Below are 15,674 nucleotides of genomic sequence, written 5' to 3'. Positions count from 1 at the left end.
GTCGTGAGGCTCCCGCTCCGGATCAGAATCCACTTTGCCGCGGCTTCCCTAGGCCGTATATGTTCGACCGGGGTGGGAACCTGACTCGTCGGGAACTGCTGAAGGCGGCCGTCGCTGCCGGCGGCACCGCAGCGCTTTCCGCGTGTCTCGACCGCTCGGGGGACGCGGTTCCCGGCGGCCCCGACGATCCGTCGACGCTCCCCGAACGGCAGCACGCCTGGAACGAACGCGTGCGGACCGACGAGCACGGGAACAGCCTTCTCCCCCGTCATCAGGTGTTGCTCTACCTCACGCTCCCCGGTGACGGAGCGCCCGATCCCGCGGCCAGGCAGTCGGTCGAATCCGCGCTTTCCGCGCTCGACCGAGCCTACGAACGGAGCAGTGAGGGTCTCCTGTCCACGATCGCGTACTCGGCGCGGTATTTCGATCGATTCGACGCGACCCTTCCCGACTCGATCGATCTTCCCGAGCCGCGACCGCTGTCGCCCTTCGAGTCGCCCGCGCTCGATCGACAGGACGCGCTGCTGCATCTCGCCTCCGACCGGGCCGAGGTCGTCCTCGCCGCGGAGGAGGCGCTACGCGGCAACGAACCGAGGGCAAACGGGGTTGCCGTCGAGACGCCCCTCACCTCGGCCTTCGAGGTTGCGGACCGCCGAACCGGTTTCGTCGGCGCCGGGATGCCCGCGGAGCGGCAGGAAGGACTGGCCGGCATCCCCGACTCGAATCCGGTCCCGGCGGACTCACCGCTGTTTATGGGGTTTATCGCGGGCTTCAGGAAGAATCAGGCGACCGAGGACTACGTGACACTTTCGGCGGGTCCCTTCGCCGGCGGCACGACGAAGCACGTCTCGAACCTCCGGATGCGGCTGGACGACTGGTACGAGGAGCAGACCTTCGAGCAGCGGGTCGCGGAGATGTTCTCGCCGGTTCACGCCGAGCGTGGGCTGGTCGACGGCGTCGGCGGGAATCTCGGCGACGACAGCGGCCTCACACCCGAGATGATCGAGAACGTGCGCGAACACGCCCGGGAGTACGCCCGGGTAGGCCACGCCCAGAAGGCCGCGCGCGGCAATCGTGACGCCGACGGGAACGTTCGGCTGTTGCGACGCCACTTCGAGTCCACTGACGACGACGAGGCGAGCCTCCACTTCCCGAGTCTCCAGCGGGGAATCACCGCGTTCGAGGAGGTCCGGGAGGCGATGAACGGGACGGACCTCACCGACGTCCCGACGATTCGGCAGCGCGTGAACAACGGCATTCTCGAATACATCTTCGTGAAGCGCAGGGGGAACTTCCTGGTCCCGCCGCGTTCGCTGCGCGCGTTGCCGACACCGGAGGGAGCGACACCCGGACTCGATTGAAGTCGGCGAGGGGAGCCACACCTGGGCTCGACTGAGGTCGACGGAGGGAACGATATCGGGTCTCGAATAGGACCGAAGGATCCCTGATCGCGAACAGCGAACGGCGCCGACGATCCCGGAGGGGCGATCAGTTAGCTATCGAGAGCGCTGGCAATGGCGGTGTCGACGGTGTCCCAGTCGTACCCGCGGAGTAGTTCCCCGTCGACGTAGACGGCGGGAGTGCCGGGAACTCCGCGATCGCTGCCGGTCTGGCGGTCGGCCTCGACCACGTCGCGGTACGGTTCCTGCTCGGCCGCCGCGGCGACCGTGCAGCCGTCGACCCCGGCGTCATCTGCGAGATCGTGGACGATCTCGTACCCGTTGTCGCCGAGGCTGTCCTGGTTCTCGTAGACGCCCTTCGCGAACGAAAAGAACGTCTCGGCGTCGCTTCGGTCCTGCACCGCCCGGGCGGCGGAGGCGGCCCGGTAGGACCACTCCTCGTCGACCGGGATCGGGAAGTCGAAGAACCGATACCGGATCTCGCCGGGGTCGATGTAGGTGGATCTGATCTCCGGATACGTCTCGACGGTAAACGTCTTGCAGTGCGGGCAGGCGTAGTCCTCGAAGACGTCGACAGTGACGGCGGCGTCCTCGGGCCCGAGAGCGGGACGCGACATCGAGGAGACGGAATCGAGTGACCCGACGTCACAGCCCTCGGGGAGGGGACCACTGCCGCCCGATCCACCGAGACAGCCGGCAGTCGCTCCGAGCGTTGCCGCGCCACCGAGCGCAGCGAGATACGATCGTCTGGTCGTTGGCATACCCGTTCGCAGGACCCCCTGACTTATATAGTGACGGTCACTTGGCGGTGAACCCGCGTTCGTCGACACCGCGCTCCCGAACCAGACGACTTTTCACCGCTGCAGGACGCTTCTCGTGTATGGAGTTCGACGAAGACGACAGCGTGGTACTGCACGACAAACACAGCGAATTCGACGGCGAGGTCGGAACGATCACGCAGGTCGTCGAGACGATGTTCGGCGACGCCACCTACACCGTGAGCTTCGACGACGGCCAGGAGGTCGGCATCGCCGCGGATCAGCTCGAACCCGCAGACGGCGACGGGGACGAAGAGTCCAACGACGCGGACGACGAGTAACCGGAGTTTTCCGTTTCCCCCCCGAAGCTCTTCCAATGCCTCGAATCCCGTTTCATTACGTCGATCTGCGGACCTTCTCGTACGAGACCGAAGACGAAAAGCGGGTCGAGCGGGCGCTGCGGACGTTCCTCCCCGAGGAGTTCGAGATCACGCGAACCGAAAGCGAGGGCCACCACGGAGATCGGATCGTCGTCCTCTCGGCGCGGGTGGAGAGCGCCGACGACGTCCGCTACGCTCTCGGTCGCCTCACAGAGTTGCCGGAGTTCGAGGGGCTCGTGGCCGAACTCGACGAGCGTGTCACCGAGAACACCGAACTGTTCCTGCGGCTGGACAAGCAGGCGGCGTTCGGTGGCGAGGTCCGCCGCGGCGACGGAATCACGCTCAGAGCGAAGGTCGAGGCCTATCCGGCAAAGAAGGAGGCGGCCGTCGAGAACGCCCGCGAGGCGCTGGAACGCGCGGAAGCGCTCGATCCGCCATCTGACGACGGGGAGTGATCGACTCGTCCCGTCACCGACGACTGATGGTCGGGCCCGCCAGCAAATGGCGACGAATGGCGAACAGGTAGCACTACGGCATCCGCAGGACGGCGTGCTACACACCCGCGGAACGCCCTGCGGCGGTTCTCACCGCACGGCGGTCGTGGTCCCGGGCTAGTATATAAACTCTCGCCAACGCCTCGTGAGTATCACTCCTCTGTCCACTTGATCGAACAGCCCTGCGAGGGCGTCGCCTCGATCGGAATCTCCTCGCCGGCGAGCAGCGCCTCGACGGCCTCCCGCATCTCGTAGCGCTCCGGTTCCGCGTCCGGGTTCATCGCGTCGTCGAGACGAGAGTGGAACGCGAGCCGGAAGGTCCCGCCGTCGTTCTCGAAGAGGAACGGATCAGGTGTACAGACGGCGCCGTATTCCCGAGCGACGGCCTGGGACTCGTCTCGCAGATAGGCGGTGAACTGGATTTCGCCCGCCTCGACGCGCTCCTGCATCCGCTCGTAGGAGTCGTCGGGGTACTCCCCGGCGTCGTTCGGGTTGATCCCGACGACAGCGAGGTCGTCGTAGGCGGAGGCGAGGTGGTTCAGTTCGTCGACCTTCGCCTCGGCGTAGGGACAGTGGTTGCAGGTGAAGACGATCAAAAGCGCCTCGTGCTCCACGAAGTCCGCGAGCGCGTACGTGTTCCCGTCCGCAGCTGGGAGTTCGAACGCCGGTGCCTCGTCTCCCTGGGACAGTTCGGAATCGGATTCGAGTACTACCATACCTTCGTGTACGCACGTTGGACGTAAAGATGCTGTCCGTTCGCCATCGACTATCCTGTGCGCCGTCGGCTAGTTCGTCCACCGTCGATCATTCCACTCGCCGTCGACTATTCGACGCTGACGAGGTAGATCGCGACCACCCCGAGGCCGATTCCGAGCAGTTTCCGAGCGGTCAGGGATTCGTTGAGGAACGCGAATCCGATGGCCGAACTGAGAACCAGAAACATCCCAAAGATGGGCGAGACCACGCTCACCGGCCCGAGCGACAGGGCGCGGTAGTACGCGAGGATGCCGACGGTCACGCAGACGCCTGCGATCAACACGTAGATGGCTTTCGGATGGCCGATGTAGCCGAGCGGGTCCTCGCGGTTGACGACCACGACGAGGGCGGACAACACCACCAGGACGAAGTTCGTCATCAGCGTCGCCACGTTGCTCGGTATCGCCGTCGATCCGGTAGTCGCGACGCTCATCAGCGGCGGCACGACAGAGTAGGTGGCAAGCGCGAGCAGCGCCCAGGGAAGATAACTCATACACCCGTCTGGGGAGACCTGCCGATTCACCGTTTCGATCCTGACCGGCGATGCGGACCCCTCGTCGCCGCAGATCAATCGTCGGCGGCCGGCACCGTCGCGGAGCGCCGGCGCGCCGCATCGCGGACGATCCACCACCCGATTCCCAGCGAGAGGACCCCGAGGGCTGAAACGGCAGCAAACGAGATCCCGAGTCCCGCGGCGTCGACGAGGTAGCCGAAGAACGGCGGCGCGACAGCCCCGCCGAGGGAGATCCCGATCGTGACGAGGGCGAAATTCTTCCCCAGATCCGCACGCGCCGATAGTTCGTCTGCGAGCGTCGAGCGCGCCGGGCGCGACAGGCTGATACTCCCGCTGAGAACCAGGACGATCCCGACCGCGAAGATCGGGAGCGCGAGCGTCGCAAGCAGCGCGGCGACGACCGCAAGGAGGCCGTATCCGCCGATCAGGATCGGGGCGGCCCCGAGCCTGTCGGTGAGCCCCCCGCCGAGGAGGATCAGACCAGCACCGACCCCCAACATCGCGGACGTGAGGACGTTCGCGGTTCCCTCAGGGAGGCTATAGCCCGCCGCCAGCAGGCTGGGTGTGTAGGTTCGGATCGCCCACGCCGCCGCGGAGGTTGAAAACGCCAGCACCGTCAGCGCGAGGATGCCCTTCGATGCGGTCAGCGTTCGGAGGAGGCGTCGCAACCGCCCCGGGATCGAACGGAGCGTCGGCCGGCCGTCGGGGCGCTCAGCCAGGCCGGGTTGCGTGATCGACTCGTCGACGCTTCGGAACCGTAGCAGACAGTACGCGGCGTACAGAGCCCCCAATGCAGCGATAGAGGCGATCGCGACGCGCCACGAGAACCCGAGCGCCGCGGTAGCTGCGACGATTGCGTACGGCGCCGCGAGGCCGACTGATCCCCCGAAAGCGTGGGCGCTGTAGGCGCGGCCGCGGTTGCCATCCGTCGAGACGGCCGCAAGCAGCGGATAGTGTGCCGGGTGATGGCCCGCCACCCCGACGCCGACAACCACCTGTGCCGCGAGGAGCCACGCGTAGGACGTCGCAAGCGCGGTGAGGGCGGCGCCGACCGTTCCGACGACCAGCGATATCGCCAGGACGAGCGTCCGGCTGTAGGCGTCGGAGACGTAGCCAAAGGGGAGCTGCAGGAGGAGGACGACCGCGTTCTGGATCCCGATCGCCAGCCCGATCCCGGCGATACTCACGTCGAACCGCCCAGCGAGCACTGTCACGAGCGGGGCCAGCATTACGATGTACGTGTGGTTCACGAAGTGCGACCCGGCGATCAGCGCGACCACTCGACGATCCTGCGCGGCGGACACGGACGAAACTCACACACGGACCGAAATATACCCGCCGAATCGCGTCGCGCCGGTCGAAATTTGGACCCCCTACAGGTCACCGACCCCGCGAGCCGCGCCCCGGCGTGCCCCGACGCTCCTGTCGCGTCCAGACGTCGGCGAACGCCTCGAAGAAGTCGGCGTCGGTGTCGACGACGACGTGTTCCGCGCGGAGCGATCGTGCCCGCGCGGCGACGTCGTCGATGTGCCCCGAGAGCCGATCGCGGTACGCCTCGACTGTCGAACCCGAGAAGTACGATCGATGCGTCTCCCCCGTCTCGGGATCCTCGAACACGGCGTCGCCGACAACGTCGGGGTCCCGTTCCTCCGGCGCGACGACGTGGACCAGGAGAACATCGCTGTGGCCGAGCGCCGCGAGGCCGTCTTCGATCTCGTCGGGATCTTCGAGGAAGTCGCTGATCACGATGACGAGCGACCGAGACCGGATGGTTCGAGCGTACGTCTCCAGGGATTCCCGAAAGTCGGTCCGGCCGTCGGGATCGACGCCGTTCACCGAATCGAGGAGTCGGAGCAGTTCTCCGCGCGTCGAGCGGCCGCGGTCGAGTCGCTCGACGTCGGTTCGGAACGTCGAGACGCGGAACGAGTCGTGGGCCGCGGCCGCGAAGTAGGCGAACGCCAGTGCGAACCGCGCGCCGAACTCGAATTTGTGTTCGGCGCCGTCGCCGAAATCCATCGATGCCGAGGTGTCAAGCAGGATGTGGATGGTGAGGTTGCGCTCGGCCTCGAACTGCTTGATGAAGTGTTCGTCAGTCCGGGCGTAGACCCGCCAGTCGATCAGGCGCACGTCGTCGCCGGGGGTGTATCGGCGGTAGTCGCTGAAGGTCAACCCCTCGCCGACGTTCGAGGATTCCGTCCGGCCCTGTCGCAGGGCGTCGGTCTGCGCCCGCAGCGACCCCTCGAACCGCGCCAGTTCGTCGAGAAATGAGGGATCGATCGCCATCGTCACAGGAGGTCCGCGACGACCTCGTCGGGGGTGATTCCCTCGCGCTCGGCCCGGAAATCGACGATGAGGCGGTGTCTGAGTACCGGATGCGCCATCGCCTCGACGTCCTCCCAGGAGACGTGCGAGCGGCCTTCGAGGAACGCCCGTGCCTTCGCGGCGAGCACGAGCCCCATACTGGCGCGGGGGCTCGCACCGAACTCCACGTTGTCGGCCGTGCGCGTCGCCCGAACCAGATCGATCACCCGATCACGGATGTCGTCGGCGATTGGCACCTGGCGAGTCAACTGCTGGGCACGCATCAGATCCTGCCGGGAGAGCACGCGATCCACAGCGGGGTCCGGCGCACCCGTCGTATACCGGTCCACGATGGCTCGCTCCTCGTCGCGGCTGGGGTACTCGACGAGAATCTTCAGGAGGAAGCGGTCAGTCTGTGCTTCCGGAAGCGGATAGGTCCCCTCCTGGTCGATCGGGTTCTGGGTCGCGAGCACGAAGAAGGGGCGCGGCAGCTCCCGGGTCTCGCCCGCGGTCGTCACCTGCTTTTCCTGCATCGCTTCCAGCAGTGCCGCCTGCGTCTTCGGCGTCGCGCGGTTGATCTCGTCGGCGAGGACGAGGTTCGCGAACACCGGTCCCTCCTCGAAGACGAACTCGCGGGTGTTACCGGACTCGCGGATAATCTCCGTCCCGGTGATGTCGGCTGGCATCAGATCCGGCGTGTTCTGGATCCTGGAGAAGGACAGATCGGTCGCCTCGGCGATCGTCCGAACGAGCGTCGTCTTGCCCAGTCCGGGGTTGCTCTCGATCAGGGCGTTGCCGTCGCAGAGCAGACAGGTCATCAGCTGTTCGACCACCGCCGACTGGCCGACGATCCGCTTTGCGACCTCCTCGCGGAGGGCGGCGAGTCCGTGCTGAATCCGATCGATGTCGTCAGTGTCGTGTGGTCCGTTCATAGTGGCTGCATCCGTCGGGTCCTCGTGGTATCGTGTTCTACGTCGTTTGCGTCTCCGTCTTCAGTTCGTCCCTTCGGTTCCATCGTCCTCTCCGTCGTCGAACTGCCTGATCCGGACGTTGTACTCGCGGACGAGTTCGGCGTCCTCGAACCGCTCTTCGCCGGCGAATCCGGCCTCCTGGCTGTCGAATTCGCCGCTGCCGCCGCCACCGCCGCCGAGGCCGCCGTCGGGGGCAGTCGAGCCCTCACCGGTCCCCTCCCCGGTGCCCGGCACGGTGATGTTCTCCAGTTCGTCGCCCGCCGCGACGTCCTCCTCGTCGCCGAGGATCTCCTCGCCGTCCTGGAGTTCGTCGTCGTCCGGGCGGTCCACGCCGGGCGTGTCGGCCGTGCCGCCCAGGATCCCGCCAAGGTCGGGATCGACGACCGCAACCTGGATGCTCGCGAGACTGACGAGGACGACGAGCAGAACCGTGACTGCGACCCGCCGGGTCTCGACGAGTTCGCGACTCGACGTCTCCCTGAGCGTGTCGATCACGTCGTCGTAGAGGCGGCGCGCCATCTCGGTGTCCGCGCCGCCGTCGACCGCGTCGCGGGCGGTTCTGAGCGCCTCCCGGACCGGCGGGTTCGCGGCCTCGAACTGCTCGACGAGCGGTCTCCGGAGTCGGACGAGGTAGGCCACGACGAACGCGAGGAGGCCGACTGCGATTGCCGCGAGGGCGGTGACGCGGACGGTCCGCGGGGCGACATCGCCGAGTAGCGGGAGACCGCGGAGTGCCGCGACGACGACACCAGGGAGGCCGAGGCGTCCCGAAAGCCACGATGGGTCGGCGACTGCGAGCACGAGATTCGCCACGAGCGCCAAAAGCGTCGCCTCGACGGTCGCGTGCACGAGAGCGGCTTTGCGGACCTCCCGGCGGACTTCCGCGAGGGCGGCTTTGATACGGTCGGTCGTCGCGTCGACGTCGTCCCCGCTTCCGGGGGAATCCCCCCCGTCGCCGCCGAACCCGGGATCCGCGTCGAACGTCACGGGCTCGGTGGACGTATCTCCGGCCGCTGCCGACCCGTCGGAGTCGCCGGATTCGGATCGGCGATCGTCCTCGTGGTCGTCTTCGTGATCGTCCTCGTAGTCGTCTTCGTGATCGTCCTCGTGGCCGTCACGCTCACTCGACATTTTCGCATTCCTCCGGGAGGCTCTCGTTGCGCTCGCGTATCCCCTCACAGACCGCGCGCAGGTCCTCGCGGTAGGCGTCGCGCTCGGATCGGACCTCGGTGAGCGTCTCGTTTGTCGCCGCGAGGCGTTCTTCCAGCCGATCGACCTCGGAGCGCAGCGAGTCGATCCGGTCGCGTGCCGATTGCAGATCCTCGCGAAGCTGTTCGTTCTGTGCCCGCAACTGTTCGTTCTGGGCCTCGACGTCGGCGACGCCGGACTGGTACAGCACCGTGGCTCCGACGGTCCCCGCAGCGAGCACGAGGAGGGCGACGACGAGCGCGAGGTTCAGGCTATTGCCGACGTACGTCACGGGAGACCTCCGTCGGCGGGTCTATTTCGGCGACGGACTTGAAGCCGCCGGTAGCTCACCTCGATCGTGAAAACCAGGAGTCCGAGCACGAGCGGCAGCCACGTCCAGTCGGTCCTGACTGGTCGCACGCCGACGGACCGCTGTGCGGCCGCGCGGGCGATCCGCTGCCCCTGGGCCACGGTGTACTCTTCGCCGCCGGTCTCCTCGACCAGCGTCCGGAGCGCCGGATCGGGGCCGAACGCCGCGTACTCCCGCGGGTAGTTCGCGGCGTAGGTGGCGTTCAACACCTCGTAGTATCCCGCCTCGTCCGGCGTCAGGGACGCCCGGTACGTCTCCTCGCCGACGCGCTGGAACGACGCTTCGGCGGCCGTCGGTCGCTCCGTGCCCCGATACGTCACGCTCGTCGATTCGCCGACGCGGGTGTCGGGGACGCCGACCACGCCGGTCGCCTTCCGCTCGGGGTCGCCGACGGCGTAGTTCGTCGTCCGCGTTAAAAGCAGCGAGTCGGGCTCCCGGAGCAGTCCGTCGAGCGTCCCGTCCTCGCCGTGGGCGGTGATCGTCGCCACCCGACCCAGGCCGTACCGCCACGTCGCGAGCGCGGGCTGGCCGTTCTCGCCGGCGACGAGGAACGACGCCCCCGAGCGGACCGAGACGTCGTTGAAGGAGTCCGGCGACGCGGTGAGGGTGACGCCGGCGGTCACGAAGTGGGTGCGGTCCAGGACGACGAGCCCGGAGGCACCAGGCGCGCCCGCGCTGCCGAAGAGGATGCCGAGCTGGGTAGTCTCTGTCGCACGGAAGTAACTGCCGCCGCCCGCCCCGGCGATCGTTCGGAGCGTCCGCTCGTTGATCCGCTCGCCCGCGCCGACGGTCACGACCCTGATGCCGCGGTCGGCGAGCCCAGAAGCGACAGCAGCAGCCTCGTCCGGGCTGTCGTGGCCGTCGCTAACGAGGATGACGGTGCCCCGGCGGTCGCCCAGGAGTTCGCCGCCGCCGCGGACGCCCGCCGCGATGTCGGTGGCTCCGCCGGACCGGAGGCGCCGGAGCTTGTCTTCCAGTTCGCCGCGGTTCTCCGAGAGCGGTTCGACCGACGCGACGCGGTACGCCCGGAAATTGAAGCCGACCAGCCCGACCTCGTTCTCGTCGCCGAGCTGATCGAGCACCGAGAGCGCGGTGGCTTTCTGAATCCGCATCCCCTCCTCGGCGCTCCCGGAGACGTCGACCGCGAGGACGATGTCCGTCGCGCTCCGTTGCCCCTCGCCGACGGTCACCGGCAACATCGACGCGAGGTTCGAGCCCTCGTAGCCGCCGCGGTCGAAGGAGTTCTGGCCGCCGACGACCACCAGGCCGCCGCCCTCGATGACGAACTCCTGCAGGTGGTCGACGTTCCCGACCGAATCCGCGGGGGCGTCCTGTACCACGACGGCGTAGTACTCCGAGAGATCCTCCGGGACCTCCTCGGCGGTGTCGACATCGTACAACTGGTCGAGGTAGTCACGGTAGGGATACTCGCCCGGCGAGACGTAGAGGACCTCCGGCTGTTCGACCACCCGGACCGTCTTCCGGTAGACGTCGTTCTCCGAGAACCGGTCGAGCGCGTCGATTTCGGCGGTTACCGTGTGGCTCCCGGTCGAGTTGAACGTGTGGTTGAACTCGACGGTCGTCGGAACCGTCTCCGTCGTCCGCTCGGCGACCTGCTCGCCGTCGACGCGCACGGTGAGCGTCGCCGACGTGTTGGGGCCGACGCCGTCGATACGTGCAGCGAAGCGGTTCTCGACGCCGCGGCTGGCCTTGTCGGGCCCCGCGACGGTCACGTATCGTTCGGTCGTCCGCGGATCCGGGGAGACGACCGAGACGGTGGCGTTGACCGAGCGGGCGAGCGCGGTGGCCTCGCCGAGCGGCTGGCCGCTCGTCACCCGGCCGTCGCTGAGGAGGACGACCTCGCCGCCCTCCCGGAGGTTCGCCGCGACGGCGTCGCCGACCGGCGAGGTGTCGTTCGTCCCGACGGGCACCCGTCGGACCGAGACGCCCTCCGATTCGATGGACGACTCAAGGCGGTTCGCCACGTCGGGCGCGACGGCCATACTGTCGGAGCGGTCGACCAGCAGCGTCACGCTCGGTTCCCCGGCCGTCTCCCGGGACTGGACGGTGTGCGGGCCGGCGGCGCCGAGGACCACGAGCGCGACGACGAGCACCCGCGCGGCGAAGAGCAAGCGTCGCGAGCGCTCGGAAGCCGTCCCTTCGGCGCCGCGGAAGAGGAGCGCCCAGATCGCGAGGACGCCCAGCGGGAGCGCGACGAGGAACAGCGGACGGGCCAGGCCGACCGAGAGCGCCTCCGTGAGTTCGACCGAAACGGACGCAATCGGGGCCTCGAACGGGACGGCCGCCGCCCCGAGTCCGCCGCGAACACTCACCGTCGCCGCGAGCCCCAACATCAGAGATCACCCCGCTGGCGGAGGAACGCGAGTTCACCCAGCGCGACCGCGACGATGCCGAGGGCGACGAACTCCGTCAGTGGATCGGGCGCCGTCCGCCGCTCCTGACGTGTCGTCGGGCCACCGGCCGCATCCGAATCGATCTCCGAGGCCGAGACGTCGGACTCCGCGGCGCTAAGCAATGATGCACTGTACTGGTCGCCGTCCGCGACGTAGAAGCCTGCGTCCTGAACATCGATCGCTGCGGCCCTGACCTCCCCGCGCGGCGTCTCCACGGTCGTCTCGTTGCCGAACCGGAGTCGGTCGCCGGTCGCGCGGTTGAGTTCGGAGAGGGATTCACGGTCAGCGAGCGCGAAGACGCTTCGCTTCCAGAAGATCGGGTACTCGAAGTCGTATTTGAACGACGACGCCGACTCGATGTAGCCGTAGTAGAGGATCCGTCCCTCGCCTCGGTCGGCCGTCGCGATGAGCGGCGAGCCGTCGGTCGTCGAGACGAGCGCGCGGCCCGAACGGAGATCGCCGCGGACGTAGCGCTCCGGCGGCGGGAAGGTGATATCGCGGGTGAGTTCGTCGTCAGTCGGCGTTTCGAGCGTCGGATTCGAGGCGACACTCTCGGGCGAGAGCAAAAGCAGGTCCCCGTAGGCGTTCGTCGGCATCGACGTCCCCGCCTGGATGCCGACCCCGCCGCCGGCAGCGATCGCCTCGCGGCCGGCAGCGACGTAGCGTTCCCCGAACCGCTCGGGGTCGACGTTGCTGTAGAGGACGATGTCGTACGCGTCCGCCGGCGGATCCGGGATCGACTCCGGCGGTTCGACGACAGTCGTCGACACCGGATCGATCACCGACAGGGCGGTCGTCAGGTAGCGGTTCCGGTCGTTCGTGACGAGCAGGACGTCGACGTCGGCGTCCGCCGGTGCGGCCACGTACGCGACGTCGTCGGTCGGGAACGAATCCGACGGCGACAGTCGGATCTCGCCGCCGCCCGCAGGCACTGGGAGCTGGACGCTGCGGACGTCGCCGGGGGCGAGGGTGAGCGTCTCTTCGGCCTCTCCGAGCGAGACGCGACGGGTGACTTCCGAGTCCCCGAAGTTCCCGACCGAGACGGTCACATTGTCGCCCGAGAACTCACGGTCGACGATGCCGACGTTGTCCGCACCACCGCCGTCGAACTGCCGGAGGTCGACTGTGAGGCCGCGGGCACGCGCCGCCCGAACGGCCGACTCCCAGTCGCTGTCGCCGGCGAAGTCGCTGAGGACGACGATCCGGGCGTTCTCGCCTGCCACGCTCGTCGCTCGTGCGATCGACGTTCGGAGGTTCCCGGGCGCGTCAGTCGACTCGATAGCTGCCAGAGTCTCACGGGCGTCGGCCGCAGTCCCGTCGCGGAGGGCAATCGACCCGTGTCCGTCCGCGAGGACGATAGACGTCGTCGAGGTGACCGCGCCGTCGGCCGAATCAACCGCGCGATCGAACCGCGTCGTGCCGCCGTCTTCGACGTTCATACTCGCGCTCGCATCCAGCACCACGACGGTTTCCTGGACGGTCTCCGACTGGGAGACCGCCACGTAGGGCGCCGCAAGCGCCGTCGCAAAGAGGAGGATCGCGAGCAGTTGCAGCAAAAGCGGGATGCTGCGCTTCAGCCGCTCGAACAGCGGTGACGACGAGGACGTTCCCGCGGCCTCAGAGAGGAATCGCACTGTCGGCAGCGTCACGCGGCGGGGATCCGGACGAACCAGGTACAGGAGGATAACCGGCACCGCTGCGAGGAGGGCGGCGAACCCGAGTGGAGAGAGGAAGACGTCCGAGAGGGCCATCGTATGAGCGGGAGGCCGCCGGGGTATTGGACCTTTCCCACCGCCGGCGCGCTGGTTCGATCCGGAACGGCATCAGCGGTCCCGGCGGCAACCGCCGCCGAACCCGTCGAGACCGGAGAGCAAACCATTTCAACGGGGGCCGCATCGGATCGAGTATGGAAGCGAAGCGGGAACTGCTCGACCTGTTGCTGAGTGACGCTCGCGAGAGCACCGAAGACATCGCCCGACAGCTCGGTGTCGACGCAGCAACGGTCGAGACGCTGGTCGACGAGCTGGAATCCGAGGGCGCGATCCGCGGCTATCAGGCCGTCGTCGACTGGGACAACGTGGACGAGCCCCACGTCAGCGCGGAGGTCGAGCTGAACGTCGAACTCGACCGCGAGACCGGGTACGAGGAGATCGCTCGGCGGATCGCGAAATTCCCCGAGGTCTCGTCGTTGCGGCTCATCTCCGGCAGTTACGACTTCGCCGTCGACGTCGAAGGCGAGTCGATGCGGGACGTCTCGATGTTCGTCTCCGAGCAGATCGCACCGATCCCGGAGGTCACCCAGACGGTGACGCACTTCGTGATGACGACGTACAAGGAGCGCGGCGTCTACTTCGGCGACGGCGACGACGACGATCGCCTGGCCGTCTCGCCATGAAGGAGGCCGCGTCCAGCCCGCTCTCGCAGCGGGTGCGGGAGACGCCCCCATCCGGAATCCGGCGCTTTTTCGAACTCGCCGAGGAGATGGACGACCTCATCTCGCTGGGCGTCGGTGAGCCGGACTTCTCGGCGCCGTGGGCCGCCCGCGCGGCCGCGATCGACTCCCTCGAACGCGGGCGAACCTCGTATACGGCCAACCGGGGCCGAAGCGACCTTAGAGAACTGATCGCAGAACACGTCCGCCGGTACGACCTCTCGTACGATCCCGAGGAGGAGATCATCGTCAGTACGGGCGCCAGCGAGGCAGTCGATCTGGCGATGCGCGCGCTCGTCGATCCCGGCGACGCCGTCGCCGTCCCCCAGCCCTCGTACATCTCCTACGGGCCCACAGTGTCGTTCGCGGGGGGCGAGCCGCTCCCTGTCCGAACGCGCGCGGAGAACGACTTCGCGCTCACCTACGAGGACCTCGAACGCGACGGCGCGGCAGAGGCGTCGGTGCTCGTGCTCTGCTACCCGAACAATCCGACGGGCGCGGTGATGACGCGCGAGGAACTCGCAGAGGTCGCCGAGTTCGCCCGCGAGCACGATATCTTCGTCCTCTCAGATGAGATCTACGCGGCGCTCCGCTACGAGGACGACCACGTGTCGATCGCGACGCTCCCCGGAATGTTTGACCGGACCGTCGTGTTCAACGGCTTCTCGAAGGCGTACGCGATGACCGGGATGCGCCTGGGGTACGCGCTCGGTCCCGCCGAAGTGATCGGCGCGATGAACCGCATCCACCAGTACACGATGCTGTCGGCGCCGACGACCGCGCAGTTCGCCGCCATCGAGGCGTTGGGGTCCTGTGACGGCGCCGTCGAGGAGATGCGACGGGCCTTCAACCGCCGCCGGCAGTTCGTCATCTCGCGGTTCAACGAGATCGGAATGGACTGCTTCGAGGCGAAAGGCGCCTTCTACGTCTTCCCCGAGTGTCCGCCGGGCTGGGAGGACGACGAGGAGTTCGCCGAGACGCTGATCCACGAGGAGCGGGTCGCACTCGTCCCCGGCCGGGTCTTCGGCGACGGCGGCAAGGGTCACCTTCGCGTGTCCTATGCTGCCGGGATGGACGACCTGAAAGAAGCGCTGAACCGGATCGAGTCGTTCGTCGACGGGACGTAATTCCTCGCTCGATCACTCGACCCACTCAGACGTCCGCGTTCACTTCTTCGACCCGCGCAGAAGTCTGTGTTCACCCCTTTGACCCGCTCAGACGTCCTGGTCCGCTCCGTCGTCCATCTCGAAGGCAGCCTCGAAATCGTCCCCGATGTCGCGGTACATCGCCGCGACGTCCTCATCGTCGTCGAATTCGCCGACCGTCCGGTCGAGCTGTTCACGGAGCTCTTCGACTCGCGCCGAAAGTTGCTGGTACTCCTCGTTGTTCTCGAGGGCGACAGCGTCTTTCTCCGCCTCCAGAATGGCCTTCTTCGAGGCCAAAGAGAAGAGTTCCTGCATTCCCTCGTCGTAGGATTCCCGGAGGCGAAGCCCCTCGACAGTCTCCGTCAGCGACTCGCGGGAGACGGGCTTTACGAGGTAGTCGTCGAAGCCCATCTCGACGATGTCGAAGTCGGGTTGCCTTGTTTTGCCGCTAACTGACTGTAGTTTCAGACGCTCTCACAGGAAAATACCGTCAAGCTAACCGGGAATTGGACGCCGTCTGGCGATATGGGATCGCTCAGACGGCTAGCGATG

The 15,674-nt window shown here is 67.3% G+C and carries 15 protein-coding genes and 1 pseudogene; 5 read left to right on the top strand and 11 right to left on the bottom strand.

Annotation, left to right across the window (positions count from 1 at the left end):
* The first annotated feature begins 59 nt into the window (after positions 1 to 59).
* On the top strand, positions 60 to 1,361 hold the full coding sequence (locus RJT48_RS17545; RefSeq protein ID WP_311173638.1) for a DUF7405 family protein: 1,302 nt from the start codon (positions 60 to 62) through the stop codon (positions 1,359 to 1,361).
* Between the two features lie 131 nt (positions 1,362 to 1,492).
* Here the strand turns inward: RJT48_RS17545 and RJT48_RS17540 are convergent, their stop codons facing one another.
* Positions 1,493 to 2,161 (bottom strand): DsbA family protein, encoded by a 669-nt coding sequence (locus RJT48_RS17540; protein ID WP_311173637.1) that lies wholly within the window; start codon positions 2,159 to 2,161, stop codon positions 1,493 to 1,495.
* A 119-nt stretch (positions 2,162 to 2,280) separates the two neighbouring features.
* Between RJT48_RS17540 and RJT48_RS17535 the strand changes: the two genes are divergently transcribed.
* Positions 2,281 to 2,499, top strand: coding sequence for a DUF1918 domain-containing protein (locus tag RJT48_RS17535; RefSeq protein ID WP_311173636.1), 219 nt, complete (start codon positions 2,281 to 2,283; stop codon positions 2,497 to 2,499).
* A 35-nt stretch (positions 2,500 to 2,534) separates the two neighbouring features.
* Positions 2,535 to 2,993, top strand: a complete 459-nt coding sequence (locus RJT48_RS17530; protein WP_311173635.1) for an RNA-binding protein — start codon at positions 2,535 to 2,537, stop codon at positions 2,991 to 2,993.
* Positions 2,994 to 3,184: 191 nt separating this feature from the next.
* Here RJT48_RS17530 and RJT48_RS17525 read toward each other — a convergent pair whose 3' ends face one another.
* The 9 genes from RJT48_RS17525 to RJT48_RS17485 form a co-directional block, all read right to left on the bottom strand.
* Entirely contained in the window at positions 3,185 to 3,748 is a 564-nt protein-coding gene (locus RJT48_RS17525; RefSeq protein ID WP_311173634.1) for a thioredoxin family protein, read from the bottom strand.
* A 107-nt stretch (positions 3,749 to 3,855) separates the two neighbouring features.
* The gene (locus RJT48_RS17520) at positions 3,856 to 4,281 is read right to left on the bottom strand and encodes an EamA family transporter (RefSeq protein WP_311173633.1); all 426 of its coding nucleotides are present in this window, start codon (positions 4,279 to 4,281) and stop codon (positions 3,856 to 3,858) included.
* Between the two features lie 74 nt (positions 4,282 to 4,355).
* The gene (locus RJT48_RS17515) at positions 4,356 to 5,606 is read right to left on the bottom strand and encodes an MFS transporter (protein ID WP_311173632.1); all 1,251 of its coding nucleotides are present in this window, start codon (positions 5,604 to 5,606) and stop codon (positions 4,356 to 4,358) included.
* Positions 5,607 to 5,682: 76 nt separating this feature from the next.
* Positions 5,683 to 6,585: a DUF58 domain-containing protein gene (locus RJT48_RS17510; protein ID WP_311173631.1), complete on the bottom strand. Its 903-nt coding sequence runs from the start codon at positions 6,583 to 6,585 to the stop codon at positions 5,683 to 5,685.
* A 2-nt stretch (positions 6,586 to 6,587) separates the two neighbouring features.
* Positions 6,588 to 7,535, bottom strand: a complete 948-nt coding sequence (locus RJT48_RS17505) for an AAA family ATPase (RefSeq protein WP_311173630.1) — start codon at positions 7,533 to 7,535, stop codon at positions 6,588 to 6,590.
* A gap of 60 nt (positions 7,536 to 7,595) precedes the next feature.
* Entirely contained in the window at positions 7,596 to 8,705 is a 1,110-nt protein-coding gene (locus RJT48_RS17500; RefSeq protein ID WP_311173629.1) for a DUF7502 family protein, read from the bottom strand.
* Positions 8,695 to 9,054: a hypothetical protein gene (locus RJT48_RS17495; protein ID WP_311173628.1), complete on the bottom strand. Its 360-nt coding sequence runs from the start codon at positions 9,052 to 9,054 to the stop codon at positions 8,695 to 8,697. Before RJT48_RS17495 ends, RJT48_RS17500 begins: the two co-directional genes overlap by 11 nt.
* The gene (locus RJT48_RS17490) at positions 9,051 to 11,486 is read right to left on the bottom strand and encodes a VWA domain-containing protein (RefSeq protein WP_311173627.1); all 2,436 of its coding nucleotides are present in this window, start codon (positions 11,484 to 11,486) and stop codon (positions 9,051 to 9,053) included. Before RJT48_RS17490 ends, RJT48_RS17495 begins: the two co-directional genes overlap by 4 nt.
* Positions 11,486 to 13,297, bottom strand: a complete 1,812-nt coding sequence (locus tag RJT48_RS17485; protein WP_311173626.1) for a DUF7408 domain-containing protein — start codon at positions 13,295 to 13,297, stop codon at positions 11,486 to 11,488. The genes RJT48_RS17490 and RJT48_RS17485 overlap by 1 nt, the downstream gene beginning before the upstream one ends.
* Positions 13,298 to 13,452: 155 nt before the next feature.
* Here RJT48_RS17485 and RJT48_RS17480 point away from each other — a divergent pair, with 155 nt between their 5' ends.
* Positions 13,453 to 13,941: an Lrp/AsnC family transcriptional regulator gene (locus RJT48_RS17480; RefSeq protein ID WP_311173625.1), complete on the top strand. Its 489-nt coding sequence runs from the start codon at positions 13,453 to 13,455 to the stop codon at positions 13,939 to 13,941.
* Positions 13,938 to 15,104 carry a pyridoxal phosphate-dependent aminotransferase gene (locus RJT48_RS17475; RefSeq protein WP_311173624.1) on the top strand — a complete coding sequence of 389 codons (1,167 nt, stop codon included), beginning with the start codon at positions 13,938 to 13,940 and terminating at the stop codon, positions 15,102 to 15,104. Before RJT48_RS17480 ends, RJT48_RS17475 begins: the two co-directional genes overlap by 4 nt.
* Before the next feature lie 87 nt (positions 15,105 to 15,191).
* Here RJT48_RS17475 and RJT48_RS17470 read toward each other — a convergent pair.
* Positions 15,192 to 15,557 (bottom strand): annotated as a pseudogene (locus tag RJT48_RS17470) (HalX domain-containing protein); the annotation flags it as partial.
* Positions 15,558 to 15,674 lie beyond the last annotated feature (117 nt).

Origin of the sequence: Halobellus ordinarius (genome assembly GCF_031823395.1) — an archaeon.
GTDB classification, from domain to species: Archaea; Halobacteriota; Halobacteria; order Halobacteriales; family Haloferacaceae; genus Haloquadratum; species Haloquadratum ordinarius.
This window is presented reverse-complemented; position numbering and strand designations above follow the sequence as displayed.

Bases quoted from the DNA above. Each gene is read 5' to 3' on its own strand.
- RJT48_RS17545 (WP_311173638.1), top strand. From the start codon at position 60: ATGTTCGACCGGGGTGGGAACCTGACTCGTCGGGAACTGCTGAAGGCG.
- RJT48_RS17540 (WP_311173637.1), bottom strand. From the start codon at position 2,161: ATGCCAACGACCAGACGATCGTATCTCGCTGCGCTCGGTGGCGCGGCA.
- RJT48_RS17535 (WP_311173636.1), top strand. From the start codon at position 2,281: ATGGAGTTCGACGAAGACGACAGCGTGGTACTGCACGACAAACACAGC.
- RJT48_RS17530 (WP_311173635.1), top strand. From the start codon at position 2,535: ATGCCTCGAATCCCGTTTCATTACGTCGATCTGCGGACCTTCTCGTAC.
- RJT48_RS17525 (WP_311173634.1), bottom strand. From the start codon at position 3,748: ATGGTAGTACTCGAATCCGATTCCGAACTGTCCCAGGGAGACGAGGCA.
- RJT48_RS17520 (WP_311173633.1), bottom strand. From the start codon at position 4,281: ATGAGTTATCTTCCCTGGGCGCTGCTCGCGCTTGCCACCTACTCTGTC.
- RJT48_RS17510 (WP_311173631.1), bottom strand. From the start codon at position 6,585: ATGGCGATCGATCCCTCATTTCTCGACGAACTGGCGCGGTTCGAGGGG.
- RJT48_RS17505 (WP_311173630.1), bottom strand. From the start codon at position 7,535: ATGAACGGACCACACGACACTGACGACATCGATCGGATTCAGCACGGA.
- RJT48_RS17500 (WP_311173629.1), bottom strand. From the start codon at position 8,705: ATGTCGAGTGAGCGTGACGGCCACGAGGACGATCACGAAGACGACTAC.
- RJT48_RS17490 (WP_311173627.1), bottom strand. From the start codon at position 11,486: ATGTTGGGGCTCGCGGCGACGGTGAGTGTTCGCGGCGGACTCGGGGCG.
- RJT48_RS17485 (WP_311173626.1), bottom strand. From the start codon at position 13,297: ATGGCCCTCTCGGACGTCTTCCTCTCTCCACTCGGGTTCGCCGCCCTC.
- RJT48_RS17480 (WP_311173625.1), top strand. From the start codon at position 13,453: ATGGAAGCGAAGCGGGAACTGCTCGACCTGTTGCTGAGTGACGCTCGC.
- RJT48_RS17475 (WP_311173624.1), top strand. From the start codon at position 13,938: ATGAAGGAGGCCGCGTCCAGCCCGCTCTCGCAGCGGGTGCGGGAGACG.